The following is an 18319-nucleotide window of genomic DNA, read 5'->3' on the forward strand; positions in this document are numbered from 1 at the left end:
GGGGGCTTCCTTGACAGCTTTTTAGAGCCCTTGTTATAAAGCGGCTCTTAAGTGTCTGTAGGCCATTCAGCACTCGTTTTTGCTTTCACCAAAAAACTTAGAATCATCTCAAAATAGATATAAGGGGACTTAGAGTGAACAAGTCGGAACTGATTGATGCTATCGCTGCATCCGCTGATATCCCGAAAGCTGCTGCTGGCCGTGCGCTGGACGCTGTAATCGAATCCGTCACTGGCGCTCTCAAGGCTGGCGACTCCGTTGTTCTGGTTGGTTTCGGCACTTTCTCCGTGACTGATCGTCCAGCTCGCGTTGGTCGTAACCCACAGACCGGCAAGACGCTGCAAATCGCTGCTGCTAAAAAGCCAGGTTTCAAAGCCGGTAAAGCACTGAAAGAAGCAGTCAACTAAGTTAGTTTGTTTCAGGTTTTTACCCATCCGGGTCGGGGTCATGCCTGACTTGGCAGCGGAGCGGTAGAGCAGGTCGCTGAAACAGTGGTCTGTAACGCCGGGATCGAGGGTTCGAGCCCTGTCCGCTCCGCCAGTTACGAGAAGGCGCATCCTCGGATGCGCCTTTCTTCTATCCGGATTCTACCCACGCTCCACGGTTGCCAAATTTTTGAAGTTCAACCGTTTCTGGGGGACGCATGCTGCAGAATATCAGGGACAATTCACAAGGCTGGATTGCCAAGACCATTATCGGGGTCATCGTTGCACTGATGGCTTTGACCGGTTTCGATGCCATTTTCAAGGCCACCACGCACACTAACGATGCGGCCAAGGTCAATGGTGAAGAAATCAGCCAGAACGAGCTGAGCCAGGCCGTTGACATGCAACGCCGTCAGCTGATGCAACAGCTGGGCAAGGACTTCGATGCTTCCTTGCTTGACGAAAAAATGCTCCGCGAATCGGCCCTCAAGGGGCTGATCGATCGCAAGCTGCTGCTGCAAGGCGCAGAACAATCGAAATTCGCTTTCTCCGAAGGTGCACTGGATCAAGTGATCCTGCAGACCCCTGAATTTCAGGTGGACGGCAAGTTCAGCTCCGAGCGCTTTGACCAGGTGATCCGTCAACTGGGCTACACCCGCATGCAATTCCGCCAGATGCTGGCTCAGGAAATGCTGATCGGTCAGTTGCGCGCCGGTGTGGCAGGCAGCGGTTTCGTCACTGACGCCGAAGTGCTGGCCTTTGCCCGTCTGGAAAAACAGACCCGCGATTTCGCCTCGCTGAACGTCAAGGCCGATCCGGCCGCAGTCAAGCTGACCGACGATGAGGTCAAGGCCTACTACGACGAGCACGCCAAGGAGTTCATGACTCCTGAGCAAGTGGTTGTCGATTACGTCGAGCTGAAGAAGTCTTCGTTCTTCGACCAGGTTGCCGTCAAGGACGAAGACCTGCAGGCGGCGTATCAGAAAGAGATCGCCAACCTGTCGGAACAGCGTCGCGCGGCGCACATCCTGATCGAAGTCAACGACAAGACTACCGACGCTCAGGCCAAGGCGAAGATCGAAGAAGTCCGGGCGCGTCTGGCCAAGGGCGAGAAGTTCGAAGCGCTGGCCAAGGAGTTCTCGCAGGATCCGGGTTCGGCCAACAATGGCGGTGACCTTGGTTTCGCAGGTCCTGGCGTCTACGATCCAGCCTTCGAAAAAGCCCTGTACTCGCTGAACAAGGACCAGGTGTCGGAGCCGGTGCGTACCGATTTCGGTTACCACCTGATCAAGCTGCTGGGTGTTGAAGCACCGGAAGTACCGACCCTGGCCAGCCTGAAAGACAAGCTGACCCGCGAGCTGAAGACTCAGCAGGTCGAGCAGCGTTTCGTCGAAGCCACCAAGCAACTGGAAGACTCGGCGTTCGAAGCATCTGACCTGGCTCAACCCGCGGCGGATCTGAAACTGACCGTGCACACCTCCAAGCCGTTCGGCCGTGAAGGTGGCGAAGGTATTGCGGCCAACCGTGCTGTGGTGGCGGCGGCATTCAGCCAGGAAGTGCTGGAAGAAAACGCCAACAGCACCGGCATTGAGCTGGACCCGGAAACCGTGGTCGTGTTGCGTGCCAAGGAACACCTGAAGCCTGAGCAACTGCCGCTGGAAGCCGTTAACACGGCAATTCGCGCCCAACTGACCAAAGAGCACGCCAGTGCTGCCGCCAAGACCAAGGCAGAGCAGTTGATTGCCAGTCTGCGTGATGGCAAAACTGCGCTGGACAAGGCGGTTGACGGTCAGAACTGGAAGGTTGTGACGGCGGCGACTCGCGCTCAGGAAGGGGTTGACCCGACTGTGCTGCAGGCGCTGTTCCGCATGCCGAAACCGGCGGCCAAGGGCAAACCGACTTTCAGCAGCGTGACGTTGCAGGACGGTAGTCTGATGATCGTGCGCCTGGACGGTGTGAACGAGGCCGTTGCGCCGACTGACGAAGAGAAGGCGCAATACCGTCGTTTCCTCGCTTCTCGTGAAGGTCAGCAGGACTTTGCGGCGTTCCGCAAGCAGTTGGAGAGTCAGGCGGACATCAAGCGGTATTGATGTTTGACTGAGCGGTAAAAGGGAAGCCCCGATCTTATGGTCGGGGTTTTTTTTGCCCCAACGTTCGGCCCTCGCCGTGGCTCGGGTTCCTTCGTTACGGGGTAGACATCCAATCCCACTGTAGGAGCGAGCCTGCTCGCGAAGGCGGCCTGCCAGTCACTCAGTCCTTGGCAGACACACCCCAATATCCCGCTCACGCAAACCCATGACCCCGCGCCCTGAGCGCCGCACCCAAGGTCAATGCCAGCAACCCCACAACAATCCACGGAAAGGCCCCAACCCCCGGATTCCCCAGCAGCAAGCCACCGGCCAGCCCACCGCCGGCAATCCCGACGTTCCACAGTGTCACCAGCATCGATTGCGCCGTATCTGCAGCTTCTGCGGCGGTTTTTGCTGAGGCGGTCTGTAGGAGTGAAGGCATTGCACCGAATGCCAGGCCCCACACGGCGACGGCGATGTAGACCGCTGTCGCCGATTCACGCCAAAGGCCGAGAGCGATGGCTGAGAGCATGAACAGCGCCGTGCTGATCAGCACCAGTTCGCGCAGCCAATGATCGATCAGGCTGCCGACGATCCACAGGCTCAGCACCGAGGCCAGGCCGAATACCAGCAGCACCCGGTCGATATCGCCGCCCAGTCCCGACGGTTGCAGGAACGGCGCGATGTAGGTGTACAGCAGGTTGTGAGCGACCACGTAGGACAAGGTCACGAACAATACCGAGCGCACCCCGGGCAGGGTGAAGACCTGACGCAGGGGCAGGCGTTTTCCTGCGCGTTCACCGGCAAAGTCCGGCACTTGCCAGCGCACCCAGATCACCAGCAGCAGCGTCAGTGCGGTCATGATGGCGAAGCTCAGGCGCCAGCCAACCAGGGTGCCGAGCAGCGTGCCCACCGGGATGCCCAGTGACAGCGCCAGCGGCGCGCCGAGCATGGCTACGGTGATCGCGCGGCCTTGCAGGTGTGGGGCGACCATGCGACTGGCATAGCCTGCCAGCAATGCCCATAGCAGCCCGGCAAATATCCCGGCGAGCAAGCGTGCGATCAAGGTCAGCCAGTACAGCTCCGACAGGGCGGTGATGCTGTTGGCGACGGCAAAGCCACCAATGGCTGACAACAGTAATGGCCGGCGGCGCCAGCCGCGTGTGGCAATGGTCAGCGGGATGGCTGCCAGCATCGAGCCGATGGCGTACAGCGTGACCAATTGCCCGATCAGCGCCTGCGACACATTCAGGCCCGCGCTCATCTGCGGCAGCAGGCCGGCGGGCATGGCCTCGGTCAGCACGGTGATGAAGCCCGCGGTGGCCAGGGCCAGCAGCGCACCGAGGGGTAAGCGTTCGCGGACCTCGGCCGGGTGGGCGAGGCCTGAGGAGGTCAGTTGTGCGTCGTTCATGAGTCAGCGTCCATTTGCCGAAGGAGATGAAGGCTCTAGGCTAGGGTGCTGCGCATTAGAGAAAAATGGGTTACGGTTCCGAACATATCGGATACGGATGTCGTGAATGGGAGGATTGGGATGGACAGCCTGGGCGGTATTTCGGTGTTTGTGCAGGTCGCCGAGACCCGTAGTTTTACCGAGGCCGGGCGACTGCAGGGCGTCTCGTCCTCGGCGGTCGGCAAGAGTATTGCGCGGCTTGAAGCGCGACTCGGCGTGCGCCTGTTTCATCGCACCACCCGCAGCATCACCCTGACCAGCGAGGGCGCACTGTTCCTTGAGCGTTGTCGCAAGATCCTCGCCGAGGTGGAGGCTGCCGAGTTCGAACTGTGCAATTCGGCGTCACAGCCGCACGGCAAGCTGCGCATCAGCCTGCCGCAGGTGCACGGGCTGGTCATGCCGGTGATGAACGCGTTCATGGCGCTGTATCCGCAGATCGAGCTGGATCTGGACCTGACCGATCGTATGGTTGATGTGGTCGAGGAGGGTTTCGATGCGGTGATTCGGACCGGGCAGCCGCGAGATTCACGGCTGATGGCACGGCCTTTGGGCGAGTTTCACATGGTGTTGGTGGCGAGTCCGCTGTATCTGCAGCAGCGCGGTGTCCCGCAGGCGCCTGCTGATCTGGTGCAGCATGCCTGCCTGCGGCACACCTTTCATGCCACCGGCAAACTCGAACCGTGGCCGTTGATCCGCGAAGAGGGCGCGCCGGAGCCGAGCTTGCCGACGCGACTGGTCAGCACGTCCATCGAAGCCATCAACCATGCCGCCCTGGCCGGAATGGGCATCGCCTGCCTGCCGGACTTCATGGTTCATGAGGATGTGGCGCAGGGGCGTTTGCAGCGGGTCCTCGATGCGCATCTGCAACACGTCGGTCAGTTCTGGGTGCTGTGGCCTTCGAGTCGCCATGCAACCGCCAAATTGCGGGTATTTATCGATCATTTATCGGCGCGGCTTTTTCCAGACGCCCATCATCGGTAAAGTTGTAACTGTTTTAAGACACTAATCCGTACGCCGCGGGGCCGCGATCTGTTGCACAATACGCCCCGGACCGTTTTCCCTCAGGATGTTTAATGTTGATTTCAACTCCCATGCGTGTCGTTGGGTTGGCGCTGTTGTTGACCGCTGTCGCCGGCTGTTCGAAAGACAAGCCGATCTATGAGCATGAGAATTTCGACGATTCCGGTACGTATTCTCGCAATTACCCGGTGGCCGATGTCGCCAGTTGCGAGGCGGCCCGTCGTGCGCTGCTCAGCCAGGGTTACATCATCACCAGCAGTGACCCGAAGCTGGTCAGTGGCCACAAGAGCTTCCAGCAGACGGGTGAAACCCACCTGGAAATCAGCTTCAACGTGGTGTGTGCCGAAGATGGCAGTGCCAAGCACCATGCCACGGTATTCGCCAATGCCCTGCAGGATCGCTATGCGCTGAAGAAGACCAACAACTCCGCCAGCCTCGGGGTCGGCGTGTTGGGCTCGGTGTCGATGCCGATCGGCTCGTCGGACGATTCGATGGTCAAGGTCGCCAGTGAAACCGTGACCTCGCAGAAGTTCTACGAGCGTTTCTTCACCCTGGTCGAACTGTTCCTGCCAGCAGACGCGAAGAAAGCCGCGCACATCGAAGAAAAGCCCAAGACCGATCTGGGTGTGCCGGAGCCGAAGCCTGCCGCTGTAGCGCCGGCAACTCCCGCAACACCTGCGCCGGCAGTAGAGACAGCGCCTGCGCCGCCGCCGGCAGGGATTGTCGAGCCGGCCCAGATCATGGCGCCGGCAGCTCCGGCAGCGACACCCGCGCCGACCCCGGTTTCACCGACACCGGTGGGGTCCGAGCCGGTGGTGCCTCCCGCCGAGTCGGCGCCGATCATCCCGGCACCGAGTGCAGAACCTGCGCCGGCCACCGAAACAATCACACCGCCGGCCAACCCGACCAATATCCCGCCGCCATCGGAGCCGATTCCGGCGATGCAGTAATTCCGGGCACGAAACCCTGTGGGAGCAAAATAGCTCCCACAGTTGTTTCTGCCGTATGTGAAATCTCGTTACATTCCCCCGACAAAAATCCCGCGATAAATTCCTGACCACCTGCTACGTTTTATTTCATGAAGGCCGGGTTTCACTTTTCCTTCATACGGGCACGATATGCTCGAGGCACTGGTCATTTGACCGGGCTATTTTTCAAGCGGGCAGCAGGGGGATGACACGATGGACGACTATCAAGAAGAACTGCTCGAATACCAGGCGTTTGAACTGGATCAGCCAGAGCCGGCCGAAGACGCCACAGAGCTGTAAGGCGTCAGGCGGTTTTGCGGTGACTGCGGCGAAACTCGCCGGGCGTCTGGCCGCTCCAGCGTTTGAAGGCGCGTTGAAACGCCTCGGCTGAGGCAAAGCCCAGCAGGTAGGCAATCTCGCCGAACGCCAGTTCGGTGTCGCGGATATACGTCATTGCCAGATCGCGGCGGGTGTCATTGAGGATCGCGCGAAACTGCGTGCCTTCTTCGGCCAGTTTGCGGCGCAAGGTCCAGGTTGGCAGCTTCAGGCGTGCCGCCACTTCTTCCAGGTCGGGTTCCCGGCCACCATTGAGCAACGGCCCCAACAGCTGAGTGATGCGTTCACGCAGGCTGCGGGTGCGGGTCAATTGCTCCAGTTCCCGCTCACACAATGCAAGCAAATGCTTCCAGGTGCTGGGGCAGTGTTCCGGGTTGCGCAGGGCGAGGCTGTTCAGGTTCAGGCGCAATTGATTGCGTTCGGCGCCGAACTGGATCGGGCAGTCGCCCAACACACTGTAGGCATCGCGATAGTCCGGCTCGGCGAATTCGATGTCGATGCGCTCGGCGCGCAGTGGCTCGCGGCTGACGCTGGACAGCTGATGCAGCCAGCCGGCGATGATCGAATCCACCACAAAGCGGTTATAGGCGTTGTACGGGCTGATCGAGTAGAAGCGCAGCCAGGCGCCATGGGCGTCTTCGTGAAAGCTCGACTGTCCGCGATAGTTGGAGCCGTACAGCGGCTCGAAGCGGATCAGGCAACGGGCGGCTTCGCGCACGGTCGGCGCCTGTGCGGCGGTGACCCCGGCCAGTCCGGCCTGGCTCAAGCGGCTGAGCTGGCCCATGCGCAGGCCCAGCGCCGGATCGCCGGTCAACTGGATCGCGCTGTGCCCCAGACGCATGTAGCGCGGGATCGACAGCCGCGCACCAGCCTCGGCCAGTCGCGCCGCGTCCAGGCCATATTGTTCGAGCAACGGTTGCGGGTCGGCGCCATGGCTGCGCACCGCATCGGCCAGGCTGTGAACGAAGCCTACCGACAGATCCCCAAGGCGCATCGGCAGCGGCTTCATGGTTTACAACCAGATGTTCAGCAGACGCGCGCCACGGGCTTCGCCATCGGCGAATTGCTGGCCGTTGCTGCTGAGGAAGCTTTGCCCCGCACTGGGCTTGTCCCAGAACTGCCCGCGCAGGAATACGCTGATGCCGGCGATCGCCCGGCTGCTCGGTGGCTGCGCGGTCAGGGTCAGGCGATGCCAGGCCTGGCCTTCACTGATTTCCCCGGGCTTGAGGCTGACCGACCCCGGCGTACTCGAACCCTTGTAGCCGCCCCACGGCTGATTCCACGCACCGTGGCCGACCACAAACGCTGGCACCGCCACCAGTTGCGCGCCGAGTTCGTCGAGTTGGCGATAGTTGTCCGGGTACCAGCTGTCACTGCCGATCAGGACACCGAGACGCCCGGCCGGGGTGTCGACCACGGTGATTGCGTGCTCGTCTTCGCTTTCGATCACGTCGCGTTGTTCGAAGATCGGGTGCATCTGCCGCTGTGGCTGGCCCAGCGGCACGCCATCACGGCCAAACACCACGCTGCTGTTGAACAGCGCGCCGCTGCCCGGTTTGAGCTGGCCGTCGCGGATACTCGGTTCGGGCAGCACGATGGAACCGGCCACCAGCGTCACACGGAATTCCTTGGCAAGCCCCCCGAACAACGCCTGGTAATCCTTGGCCATGGACTTGGACTTCATGCGCAGATGCGCGTCGTCGAGGCGATTTTCGCCCTTGGCACTTAGCCAGGCGCGGGCGAACAGCAGCGGGTTGCTCGCCGCCAGCCAGTTCATTGCTTCGGCGAGGGTCGGGGCCTGATACAGCTCGTCTTTCTCGCCGCTGATCATCAGCCAGGTGCCGACATGCTCGGGCAGGACCACCACGGTTTTTTCGTTCAGCAGCCCCTGATCCTGCGCCTGCTGCAGATAGGCCGCGAGTTTGCGGTGCAGGCGCTCGGGGCTCTGGTAGTCGGTGGGGAACAGTTCCGGTTGAATCCCCAGCAAATTGCCACGGTCGGCCGGCGTGCCCTGATCGACCGCCAGTTTGATCCGCAGGTCCGACAGGTAATGCCCCGCCGGCCGGTCCGCCGCCCACATGGCGTAGGTGGTCAGGGCGGCAACGATGGCCATGGAGAAAAACAGGTACAGAAGTTTGCGCATGAAAACCAACAACAACCGGGTACAGAGTGTGGCGACTAGGGTAGGGCGCATGCCAGCGCTTGCCAAGGGGCGCTGCGCATTTGGATCAATAAGTTGTCAGTTTCGGTCATTGAGTGACAGCAGTGCGACTCTTAGTCTGTCGAACATGACTGACGGGGGACGCAGAGCTCCCGCAATTTCCGTGATCGCTCGTTGTGGAGTTACCGATGACCGCCGCTCATTACCCGCACCTGTTGGCCCCGCTGGACCTGGGATTCACCACGCTGCGCAACCGCACCCTGATGGGCTCGATGCACACTGGCCTTGAAGAAAAACCGGGCGGCTTCGAACGCATGGCGGCGTACTTCGCCGAGCGTGCCCGTGGCGGCGTCGGCCTGATGGTCACCGGCGGCATCGGCCCGAATGACGAGGGCGGTGTGTACTCCGGCGCGGCCAAACTGACCACCGAGGAAGAAGCGCTCAAGCACCGCATCGTCACCCGCGCGGTGCACGAGGCGGGCGGCAAGATCTGCATGCAGATCCTCCACGCCGGACGTTATGCCTACAGCCCGAAACAGGTTGCGCCGAGTGCGATTCAGGCGCCGATCAACCCGTTCAAGCCCAAGGAGCTGGACGAGGAGGGCATCGAGAAACAGATCAGCGATTTCGTCACTTGCTCGGTACTGGCACAGACCGCCGAGTACGACGGTGTGGAAATCATGGGCTCGGAAGGTTATTTCATTAACCAGTTCCTCGCCGCCCACACCAACCACCGCACCGACCGCTGGGGCGGCAGCTACGAAAACCGTATGCGCCTGCCAGTGGAAATCGTCCGTCGCGTGCGTGAAGCGGTCGGCCCGAACTTCATCATCATTTTCCGTCTGTCGATGCTCGATCTGGTCGAAGGCGGCAGCACCTGGGATGAGATCGTGACCCTGGCCAAAGCCATCGAGCAGGCCGGTGCAACGATCATCAACACCGGCATCGGCTGGCATGAAGCGCGGATTCCGACCATCGCCACCAAAGTGCCGCGCGCGGCGTTCAGCAAGGTCACCGCCAAGCTGCGTGGGTCGGTGAACATTCCGCTGATCACCACCAACCGCATCAACACCCCGGAAATCGCCGAGCAGATTCTCGCCGAAGGCGACGCTGACATGGTCTCGATGGCCCGGCCGTTCCTCGCCGACCCGGATTTCGTCAACAAGGCCGCTGAAGGCCGTGCCGACGAAATCAACACCTGCATCGGCTGCAACCAGGCATGTCTGGATCACACGTTCGGCGGCAAGCTCACCAGTTGCCTGGTCAACCCGCGTGCCTGCCACGAAACCGAACTCAACTACCTGCCGGTGCAGCAGATCAAGAAGATCGCGGTGGTCGGTGCCGGGCCTGCCGGTTTGTCCGCCGCCACCGTGGCGGCCGAGCGCGGGCATCAGGTGACCCTGTTCGATTCGGCCAGCGAGATTGGCGGCCAGTTCAATATCGCCAAGCGCGTGCCGGGCAAGGAAGAGTTTTTCGAAACCCTGCGTTACTTCAAACGCAAGTTGCAGACCACCCACGTCGAGGTGTGCCTGAACACCCGCGTCGACGTGGCGAAACTGGTTGAAGGCGGCTACGACGAAATCATCCTCGCCACCGGCATCGCGCCGCGTGTGCCGGCGATTCCGGGCGTGGAGAACGCCAAGGTGCTGAGCTACATCGATGTGATTCTGCAGCGCAAACCGGTGGGCAAACGTGTTGCGGTGATCGGCGCCGGCGGTATCGGTTTCGACGTCTCGGAGTTCCTTGTGCACGAAGGCGTGGCCACCAGTCTGGATCGCACCGCGTTCTGGAAAGAGTGGGGCATCGACACCCACCTCGAAGCCCGTGGTGGCGTGGCCGGGATCAAAGCCGCGCCGCACGCGCCGGCCCGTGAAGTGTTCCTGCTGCAGCGCAAGAAAACCAAAGTCGGCGACGGCCTGGGCAAGACCACCGGCTGGATTCACCGCACAGGCCTGAAGAACAAGCAGGTGCAGATGCTCAACAGCGTGGAATACCTGAAGATCGACGACCAGGGCCTGCACATCCGCATCGGCGAAACCGGCGAGCCGCAAGTGCTGGCGGTGGACAACATCGTGATCTGCGCAGGTCAAGACCCACTGCGTGATCTGCAGGAAGGTCTGGTGGCCGCGGGGCAGAACGTGCACCTGATCGGCGGCGCCGATGTGGCGGCAGAGCTGGATGCCAAGCGCGCGATCAATCAGGGTTCGCGTCTGGCGGCTGAGCTGTAAGCCCCCCTGTAGGAGCTGCCGCAGGCTGCGATCTTTTGACTTTGCTTTTAAAGACCAAGATCAAAAGATCGCAGCCTGCGGCAGCTCCTACAGGATGTTTTGGTGCTGATAGAATTGGTTTTTTCTGATGCTGTTGCGCCCATGCTTCTTTCTCCCGCCAACTGGCTACCCCAGGCTCCCCTCGAACCGCTGCTACTCGACTGGCTCACCCGCGCCGGAATCGAGGTCGCGATCCTGCGTCTGGACCAGATCGACCCGCTGATCAGCGGCAACAAATGGTTCAAACTCATCGAGCACCTCAAGGCCGCTGACCGCGCCGGGGCGCAGGGCGTCATCAGTCTCGGTGGTGCGCACTCCAATCATCTGCACGCCTTGGCCGCTGCCGGCAAGCGTCTGGGTTTCGAAACGGTCGGTCTGTTGCGCGGGCATCCACAGCAAACGCCGACAGTGGCGGATTTGCAGGCGTTCGGCATGCAACTGCACTGGCTCGGTTATGGCGGCTATCGGGCGCGGCATGAACCCGGGTTCTGGGAGCCGTGGCAGGCGCAGTACCCGAATCTGTATGCGGTGCCCGAGGGCGGTGGCGGATTGGCGGGGGCGTTGGGCTGCAAGGCGCTCAAGGAACAAGTGAGCGTGCAGTTGAGCAATCTGGGCTGGAGCGATTATCACGGCTGGTGGCTGGCCTGCGGCACCGGGACGACGCTGGCAGGGCTGGTGCTCGCCGAGGCGGGTGTGCATCCGGTGTACGGCGCGCTGGCGGTGCCCGATGATCATGGGGTGGCGCCGCAGGTGGCGGCGATTGTTCGGGAGGCGGGTTTGCAGATATCGGCTTATGAGCTGATTGACGCCAGTCGAGGTGGTTTCGCCAAGGTTGATCCGGTGTTGCTTGAATTCATCGAGAACGCTGAACAGAGCTGCGGCGTGCCGCTGGAGCCGTTGTATACCGGCAAGGCGTTGCTGGCCCTGAAGCAGCAGGTGGAAGCGGGGAGGTTCGAACATGGCACGCGGTTGATCTTCGTGCATACCGGTGGTTTGCAGGGGCGGCGAGGACTTATCTCCTACAGTTGAACGTCTGTGGCGAGGGAGCGTGCTCCTGCTCGGCGGTGCAGCCGTCGTAACCCCGGCGAATGCGGCCTGCCTGACAGTCCGCATTTTCAGGATTCAGGTCTGTTGCGCAGACCGGCGGGAGCAAGCTCCCTCGCCACAGGGAGTTTCACCCAGGCAATGTTCAACCGCGCTTGGGCATCATCCGCAACAGCGTGTTATCGCCCACCACATAATGGTGATAGAGCCCCGCCAGCGCATGCAGGCCGATCAGCCAGTAGCCAATGTTGCCGATCAGCACGTGCCAGTGTTCCACCTGCTTGGCGAGCGCCTTGTCTTCATTGACCAGCAACGGCAGATCGAAGCCGTAGAACATCACTTGATGCCCCTCGGCGCTGGTGATCAGCCAGCCGAGAATCGGCATGCTGATCATGAACAGGTACAACAGCCAGTGCATCACCCGCGCCAACAGGGTTTGCCATTGCGGCGAGGCCGGGAAGATTTTCGGTGCCGGGCCAAGGCTGCGCGCTACCAGACGAAACCACACCAGCACAAACACGGTCAGGCCGAGCATGTAGTGCACTTCACGGATCAGCGAGCGACCGCCGCTGCCTTTGGGAAAGATCCCGCGCAACTCCATGCTGGCGTACACCAGGATCAACAGGACCAGCATCAGCCAGTGCAGCAGGACGGACACGGTGCTGTAGCGTGATTCGGAACTTGTCCACGGCATACGGTGTTTCCTCACAGATCAGGGTCGCCACGCGCCGTTCTTGTGCGACGGCATGCTTTAACTGTAATCCGCTTTGGCGGATTTGCCTGATGCTGACCGGAGTTTCACTGCGCTGAGTCAGCGCTTTAACGAAAAAAAACGCCAGTGTCGCGAAGACGCTGGCGTTTTTTGTGTTTTGGCGAACAGGCGCGATCAGCTCGATTGCGGCATCTCACCCTTGGCCAGACGCTTGTTGATGTCGGCAATCACTTCCGGCAGGTCGCTGATGGTATCGATCATGTAGTGCGGGCGCGAGCCGGCGAACAGCGCGTGGATGCGCTCACGTTCGCTGGCCAGTTCGTCGCTGCCCAGCGCACGGTAACCGGCGTAGTCCAGGCCCAGCGCATTGCCCGAGCAAATCAGCGCCACGGTCCACATCCCGGCACGCCGGCCTTCGAGGATGCCCGGCACGGTGTCGTCGATCTTCACGCAGGCGCCGACGTCGTCGATGCCCAGGGCGATCACGTTGGCCAGGGCCTGAGCTGGCCATGGGCGACCGTTCGGTACCTCGTCGGTGGCGACCACGTGGTCGGCGACGTAGCCGTTGGTGGCAGCCAGGGCCACGACCTTGTCCATCACCTGTTTCGGGTAGCCGGAGCAGGAACCGATCTTGATCCCTTGCTGGCGCAGGTGGGCGATGGTTTCCAGCGCGCCGGGAATCAGCGCCGAGTGTTCGGCGATCTTCTCGATCTGCAACGGCATGAAGCGGTTGTAGATCGCGGTCACGTCATCATCGGTCGGGGTGCGACCGAACGCCTTGCGATAGCGCTCGGCGACCTGCGGCTGATCGCACAGGGTGCGGATGTGGTCCCACTTGCCCATGCCCATCGGGCCGCGAGCCTCTTCGATGGTGACCTGAACGTCGAACTCGGCGAAGGCTTCGACGAAGATCTGCGTGGGTGCGAACGAGCCGAAATCGACCACGGTGCCGGCCCAGTCGAGGATCGCGGCTTGCAGTTTGGCTGGATTTGCGTAGTTCATGGCAATCAAATTCCTGAGTTGAAATGCAATTCAAACGGTAGGAGTGAGCCTGCTCGCGATAGCGGTTGATCATTCAACACCTTCGTCGACTGACACGGCCTCATCGCGAGCAGACTCGCTCCTACAGGGGATTTGTGTTTGGGGTTAGATTTCCAGGACTTCCATCTCGCGCAGCACTTCTCCCACCGCCGCCACGGCCTGGCGCATTTCGTCCGGGGTGACGTGGCCGATGCAGCCGACGCGGAAGGTTTCGACCTGGGTCAGTTTGCCGGGGTAGAGGATGTAGCCCTTGGCCTTGACCCGTTCGTAGAAGTCCTTGAACTGGTAGCGCGGGTCTTGCGGGGCATGGAAGGTGGCGATGATCGGCGCCTGGATCGCCGCCGGCAGGAAGCTGCGCAGCCCCAGCTTGCCCATCTCATCCATCAGCGCCTGACAGTTGGCGGCGTAACGTGCGTGACGGGCTGGCAGACCACCTTCTTCGTTGTATTGCAGCAACGCTTCGTGCAGCGCGGCGACCACGTGGGTCGGCGGGGTGAAGCGCCACTGGCCGGTCTTCTGCATATAGGCGTGCTGGTCGAACAGGTCCATCGCCAGCGAATGCGAGTGGCCGGCGGCAGCCGCCAGCGATTCTTTGCGGGCGAACACGAAACCCATCCCCGGCACACCTTCCAGGCACTTGCCGGAGGCGGCGATCAGCGCATCGAACGGGACTTTCTGCGCATCCACCGGCAGCGCGCCGAACGAGCTCATGGCATCGATGATCAGGCGCTTGCCGTGTTGCGCAACGACATCGGCAATTTCCGGCAGCGGGTTGAGGATGCCGGTGCTGGTTTCGCAATGGATCAGCGCGACATGGGTGATATCGCCATCGGCGCGCAGCAGACGGTCGACGTCGGCAGCGGTGGTCGGTTCGTCTTCAGCGGTTTCGAAGGTGCTGAACGAGCGGCCGAGCACTTCGCAGATCTTCGCCAGACGCTTGCCGTAGGCGCCATTGATCAGCACCAGGATTTTGCCGTCACGCGGCACCAGAGTGCCAATGGCGGCTTCGACGGCGAAAGTGCCGCTGCCCTGCAAAGGCACGCAATGGTGACTGGCGGCGCCGTTGAGGATCGCCAGCAATTGCTCGCAGAGGCTGGCGGTCAGTTGGTTGAAGCGGTCATCCCATGACCCCCAGTCGACCATCATTGCCTGGCGGGTACGCGCCGAGGTGGTCAACGGGCCGGGAGTGAGCAGGATGGGTGCGGCAGTACTCATTCGTGTGTCCTCGCGAAAGCGCAGTGGGATGAAGCTACGGGGCATACGTTGCAATTCGGTGGATCATCAATCAAATTGTTTGTTGTTATGCCAGCCATCAGTGAGGGTTATTCATGAATCTGTTCCAGCTGCGCGCCTTCGACGCCGTGGCCCGGGAAGGCAGCTTCACCCGTGCCGCCGCGCGCCTGTTCATCAGCCAGCCGGCGGTCACCGGCCACATCAAAGCGCTGGAGGAGCATTACCAGATCACCTTGTTGCGCCGTACTGCGCGCCGGGTGGAGCTGACCGAGGAGGGCACCAAACTGGCGGCGATCACCCGCGCCATGTTCGGTCTGGCCGAGGAAGCGCAGGCCCTGCTCGAAGCCAATCGCCAGTTGCTCACCGGGCGCCTCGAAGTGGCGGCGGACGGCCCGCACATGGTCATGCCGATGCTCGCCAGCCTGCGCGCGCGTTACCCGGGGATCACGGTGAATCTGCGTCTGGGCAATGCCCAGGAAACCCTGGCGGCGCTGTTATCGGAGCATGCGGATGTGGCGGTGTTGACCGAGGTCGAACCGCGCAAGGGCCTGCACCTGCAAGCCTTGAGCGAATCGCGGATCTGCGCCCTGGTGCCCGCCGGGCATGCGTGGGCGCAGCGTTCCGGCGAGGTGCGGCTCAAGGAGCTGGATCAGGTGATCATGGTGCTGCGCGAGCCGAGTTCGATTACCCGGCGCACCTTCGATCAGGCGTGTGTGCAGGCAGCGGTCAATCCGCGGGTGCTGCTGGAACTGGACAGCCGTGAGGCGGTGACCGAAGCGGTGGCGGCTGAACTGGGGGTGGGCGTGGTGTCATCGGTGGAAGTCAGCCATGACCCGCGGGTGGTGGCGATTCCGATTGTTGGGGAGGGGCTGGTGAATCGGCATATGATCGGGTGCATGGAACGGCGGCGGGAGTTGCGGTTGATTCAGGCGTTCTTTGGTCTGGCGCCGGCCTGATCCACCGTGGTGCCCCAATCGCCAGCAGGCTGGCTCACACGGGTTCTATGCCATGCACATATCCCCTGTAGGAGCTGCCGAAGGCTGCGATCTTTTGATCTTGTGGTGTAAATGCAAAAGTCAAAAGATCGCAGCCTTCGGCAGCTCCTACAGGAGGAGGGTCAGGTCAGACTCTCGCGCACCATATCGAGAAACGTCGCCACCACCCGCCGCGAACTCTGCTCGCGCAAGCACACCAGTGTCTCGGTCAACCGCCGGGTGCAATCGGTGATCGGCAACGCACACACCCGCGAATCCGCGCCAAACTCCGCCGCTGACACCACCCCCACACCAATCCCCACCACCACCGCTTCGCGCGCTGCTTCCCGGCCTTCGACCTGAATTGCTGGACGAATGCGAAACCCGGCGCGGGCCATTTCCTCCTCCAGAGTCTGGCGGGTCACCGAACCGTGTTCGCGCAGCACCAGCGGCGTGTCATCCAGATCAGCCAGGCAGATCGACTCGCGTTCGGCCCACGGGTGATGGCGCGAGACAAACGCCACCATCGGGTCGTTGCGCAGCGGCACGCACAGCAAACGCTCATCACTGACATCGCGCCCCAACAGCGCCAGATCGGCCTGATAGTTGAACAGGCGAAACAGCGATTCATCGGTGTTGCCGGTCTCGATCTTCACGCTGATCCCCGGGTAGCGCTCGCAGAACCGCGCAATCTGCGGCAACACGTGCACCGGGGCGTCGACCGCGAGAATCAGGCTGCCGGTCTGCAGCGCCTGGGATTCCTGCAGCAACTCCTGGGCTTCAGCCTCAATCACAAACAGCCGCTGGGTGATTGCCAGCAGGCGCTCACCCAGATCGGTCAGGCGCACCGAACGCTTGTTGCGGTGGAACAGCAGCACGCCGAAGCGCTCTTCGAGTTTGCGCACCTGGTCGGAAATTGCCGGTTGCGTGAGAAAAAGGCGCTCGGCGGCTTTGGTGAAGCTTCCATGGACGGCCACAGCGTGGAAGGCTTTGAGCTGGGCGTGAGACACCGACATGTAGCCTCCAGTAACAAGCTGAACTTATGTGTGAAATACGATAAATCGATTTTATTTATTAAACAGTAATTGCTTTGATCCGCTCACGCCAGCGCTGACGGCCCGCTCGGGCAGCAACGCTGGCGATGAGCCTGTGCGTGCAACAACAGGACTCATCTGACCGTTATCGCCATAGGGATGGGGCGATAGCGCAGTGCTCAACAATAAAAAACACAGGCGTTTACTTAACGATTCTGCCGGCACACTCACACCCTGAGGTCAGAACCACAATGAACAAGCACATCGGTACCCTTGCGCGTTGGCGCATGCAGATCTTTGCTATCACCTGGCTCGCGTACGCCGCTTTCTACTTCACCCGCAAAGCGTTCTCGGTGGCCAAACTGGGCATCGCCGAAGACCCGACGTTCATGCTCGACAAGATGGCCATGGCCAACCTCGACGCGATCTATCTGGCGGCCTACGCCATCGGCCAATTCACCTGGGGCATGCTTGCCGACCGCTTTGGCCCAAGGGTCGTGGTGCTGGGTGGCTTGCTGATTTCCGCCGGTGCCGCGCTGGTGATGGGCAGTTTCGCCACGCTGCCGATCTTCGCCACCTGCATGCTGATCCAGGGGCTGGCGCAGTCCACGGGCTGGTCGGGCTTGTGCAAGAACCTCGGCAGTTTCTTTCCCGCCGAACAGCGCGGGCGCGTGCTCGGTTTATGGAGCTCCTGCTACGCGTTCGGCGGTCTGGTGGCGTCGCCGTTCGCCGGCTGGTGGGCGTATACGCTGATGGGCACCTGGCACGCGGCGTTCATTTCCAGCGCGGCGGTCGTGGCGGCGGTGGCGGTGTTGTTCTTTATCTTCCAGCGCAACAAACCGGAAGACGTCGGCTTGCCGGCGGTCGAGCCGGAGCCGCAACTGAGTGCCGAAGAAACCGAAGCCAACAGCAAACTCAGCGTCTGGGAGCCATTGAAGGAAATCCTGCGCAACCGCACGGTGCTGGTGCTGGGCCTGGCGTACTTCATGTTGAAACCGGCGCGATACGCGATTCTGCTGTGGGGGCCGGTGATCGTCTTCGAACAGATGCCGAGTGTCGGCAAGGTTGGCGCGGCGATCATTCCCACGTCGTTCGAACTGGCCGGATTGCTCGGGCCGATCATGATCGGCATGGCCTCGGACAAACTGTTCGGCGCCCGGCGCATGCCGGCCTGCGTACTCAGCCTGTTGGCGCTGACCGTGACCCTGGCGCTGTTCATGGGCGCGTTGCACACCGGTAGCGTGATGCTGGTGGTGGCGCTGCTGTTTGTCATGGGCCTGACCCTGTACGGACCGGATTCGATGATCAGCGGCGCCGCTGCCATCGACTTCGGCAAGGCCAAGGCCGGCGCTACCGCTGCCGGTTTCGTCAACGGCTGCGGCTCGGTCGGTGCGGTGCTCGGCGGCCTGCTGCCGGGTTACTTCGATTCGGTGACGGTGTTCATCGTCTTCGCCGGCTGCGCATTGTTCTCGGCACTGGTGCTGATCCCGCACTGGAACAGCCGCCCGGTCGGGGTGATGGAGCCGCGCGCGTCCGTTCCCAATCGCCCGCTGACGATCAAACCGCTGCGTTCCTGAAACCCCTT

General features: G+C 61.7%; 15 protein-coding genes. 8 read left to right on the top strand and 7 right to left on the bottom strand.

The window, feature by feature from the left end:
* Window positions 1-134 precede the first annotated feature (134 nt).
* Complete coding sequence (locus NN484_RS11615; protein ID WP_008077714.1) at window positions 135-407, top strand: HU family DNA-binding protein; 273 nt, start codon at window positions 135-137, stop codon at window positions 405-407.
* 236 nt (window positions 408-643) lie between these two features.
* Window positions 644-2515, top strand: a complete 1872-nt coding sequence (locus NN484_RS11620) for a SurA N-terminal domain-containing protein (protein WP_215500977.1) — start codon at window positions 644-646, stop codon at window positions 2513-2515.
* A gap of 193 nt (window positions 2516-2708) precedes the next feature.
* On the opposite strand, the gene NN484_RS11625 is transcribed toward NN484_RS11620, so the two are convergent.
* Window positions 2709-3905, bottom strand: a complete 1197-nt coding sequence (locus tag NN484_RS11625; protein ID WP_215500976.1) for an MFS transporter — start codon at window positions 3903-3905, stop codon at window positions 2709-2711.
* Window positions 3906-4025: 120 nt separating this feature from the next.
* On the opposite strand from NN484_RS11625, the gene NN484_RS11630 reads away from it, so the two are divergent.
* Together NN484_RS11630 and NN484_RS11635 are read left to right on the top strand one after the other, a co-directional pair.
* Window positions 4026-4925, top strand: a complete 900-nt coding sequence (locus NN484_RS11630; RefSeq protein ID WP_215500975.1) for a LysR family transcriptional regulator — start codon at window positions 4026-4028, stop codon at window positions 4923-4925.
* A gap of 92 nt (window positions 4926-5017) precedes the next feature.
* Complete coding sequence (locus NN484_RS11635) at window positions 5018-5914, top strand: DUF2242 domain-containing protein (RefSeq protein ID WP_215500974.1); 897 nt, start codon at window positions 5018-5020, stop codon at window positions 5912-5914.
* A 322-nt stretch (window positions 5915-6236) separates the two neighbouring features.
* Here the strand turns inward: NN484_RS11635 and NN484_RS11640 are convergent, their stop codons facing one another.
* Window positions 6237-7277, bottom strand: a complete 1041-nt coding sequence (locus NN484_RS11640) for an AraC family transcriptional regulator (protein ID WP_127652106.1) — start codon at window positions 7275-7277, stop codon at window positions 6237-6239.
* A gap of 3 nt (window positions 7278-7280) precedes the next feature.
* Window positions 7281-8411, bottom strand: a complete 1131-nt coding sequence (locus tag NN484_RS11645) for a nitrilase-related carbon-nitrogen hydrolase (RefSeq protein ID WP_127652105.1) — start codon at window positions 8409-8411, stop codon at window positions 7281-7283.
* Between the two features lie 206 nt (window positions 8412-8617).
* On the opposite strand from NN484_RS11645, the gene NN484_RS11650 reads away from it, so the two are divergent.
* Complete coding sequence (locus tag NN484_RS11650; RefSeq protein WP_215500973.1) at window positions 8618-10657, top strand: oxidoreductase; 2040 nt, start codon at window positions 8618-8620, stop codon at window positions 10655-10657.
* A 141-nt stretch (window positions 10658-10798) separates the two neighbouring features.
* Complete coding sequence (locus tag NN484_RS11655; RefSeq protein WP_274659144.1) at window positions 10799-11725, top strand: 1-aminocyclopropane-1-carboxylate deaminase/D-cysteine desulfhydrase; 927 nt, start codon at window positions 10799-10801, stop codon at window positions 11723-11725.
* Between the two features lie 160 nt (window positions 11726-11885).
* Here NN484_RS11655 and NN484_RS11660 read toward each other — a convergent pair whose 3' ends face one another.
* From NN484_RS11660 to NN484_RS11670, 3 genes are all read right to left on the bottom strand, one after another.
* Window positions 11886-12434, bottom strand: a complete 549-nt coding sequence (locus NN484_RS11660) for a cytochrome b (protein WP_127652102.1) — start codon at window positions 12432-12434, stop codon at window positions 11886-11888.
* Window positions 12435-12626: 192 nt separating this feature from the next.
* Window positions 12627-13454 carry a phosphonoacetaldehyde hydrolase gene (phnX, locus tag NN484_RS11665; protein ID WP_215500971.1) on the bottom strand — a complete coding sequence of 276 codons (828 nt, stop codon included), beginning with the start codon at window positions 13452-13454 and terminating at the stop codon, window positions 12627-12629.
* Window positions 13455-13598: 144 nt separating this feature from the next.
* Window positions 13599-14708, bottom strand: coding sequence for a 2-aminoethylphosphonate--pyruvate transaminase (locus tag NN484_RS11670; RefSeq protein ID WP_274659145.1), 1110 nt, complete (start codon window positions 14706-14708; stop codon window positions 13599-13601).
* Window positions 14709-14821: 113 nt separating this feature from the next.
* On the opposite strand from NN484_RS11670, the gene NN484_RS11675 reads away from it, so the two are divergent.
* Window positions 14822-15682, top strand: coding sequence for a LysR substrate-binding domain-containing protein (locus NN484_RS11675; RefSeq protein ID WP_274659146.1), 861 nt, complete (start codon window positions 14822-14824; stop codon window positions 15680-15682).
* A gap of 161 nt (window positions 15683-15843) precedes the next feature.
* On the opposite strand, the gene NN484_RS11680 is transcribed toward NN484_RS11675, so the two are convergent.
* The gene (locus tag NN484_RS11680; RefSeq protein ID WP_127652097.1) at window positions 15844-16716 is read right to left on the bottom strand and encodes a LysR family transcriptional regulator; all 873 of its coding nucleotides are present in this window, start codon (window positions 16714-16716) and stop codon (window positions 15844-15846) included.
* A 269-nt stretch (window positions 16717-16985) separates the two neighbouring features.
* On the opposite strand from NN484_RS11680, the gene NN484_RS11685 reads away from it, so the two are divergent.
* Window positions 16986-18311: an MFS transporter gene (locus NN484_RS11685; RefSeq protein WP_215500968.1), complete on the top strand. Its 1326-nt coding sequence runs from the start codon at window positions 16986-16988 to the stop codon at window positions 18309-18311.
* Window positions 18312-18319: the final 8 nt, after the last annotated feature.

Origin of the sequence: Pseudomonas serboccidentalis, from assembly GCF_028830055.1 — a bacterium.
In the GTDB taxonomy this organism is placed as follows: domain Bacteria; phylum Pseudomonadota; class Gammaproteobacteria; order Pseudomonadales; family Pseudomonadaceae; genus Aquipseudomonas; species Aquipseudomonas serboccidentalis.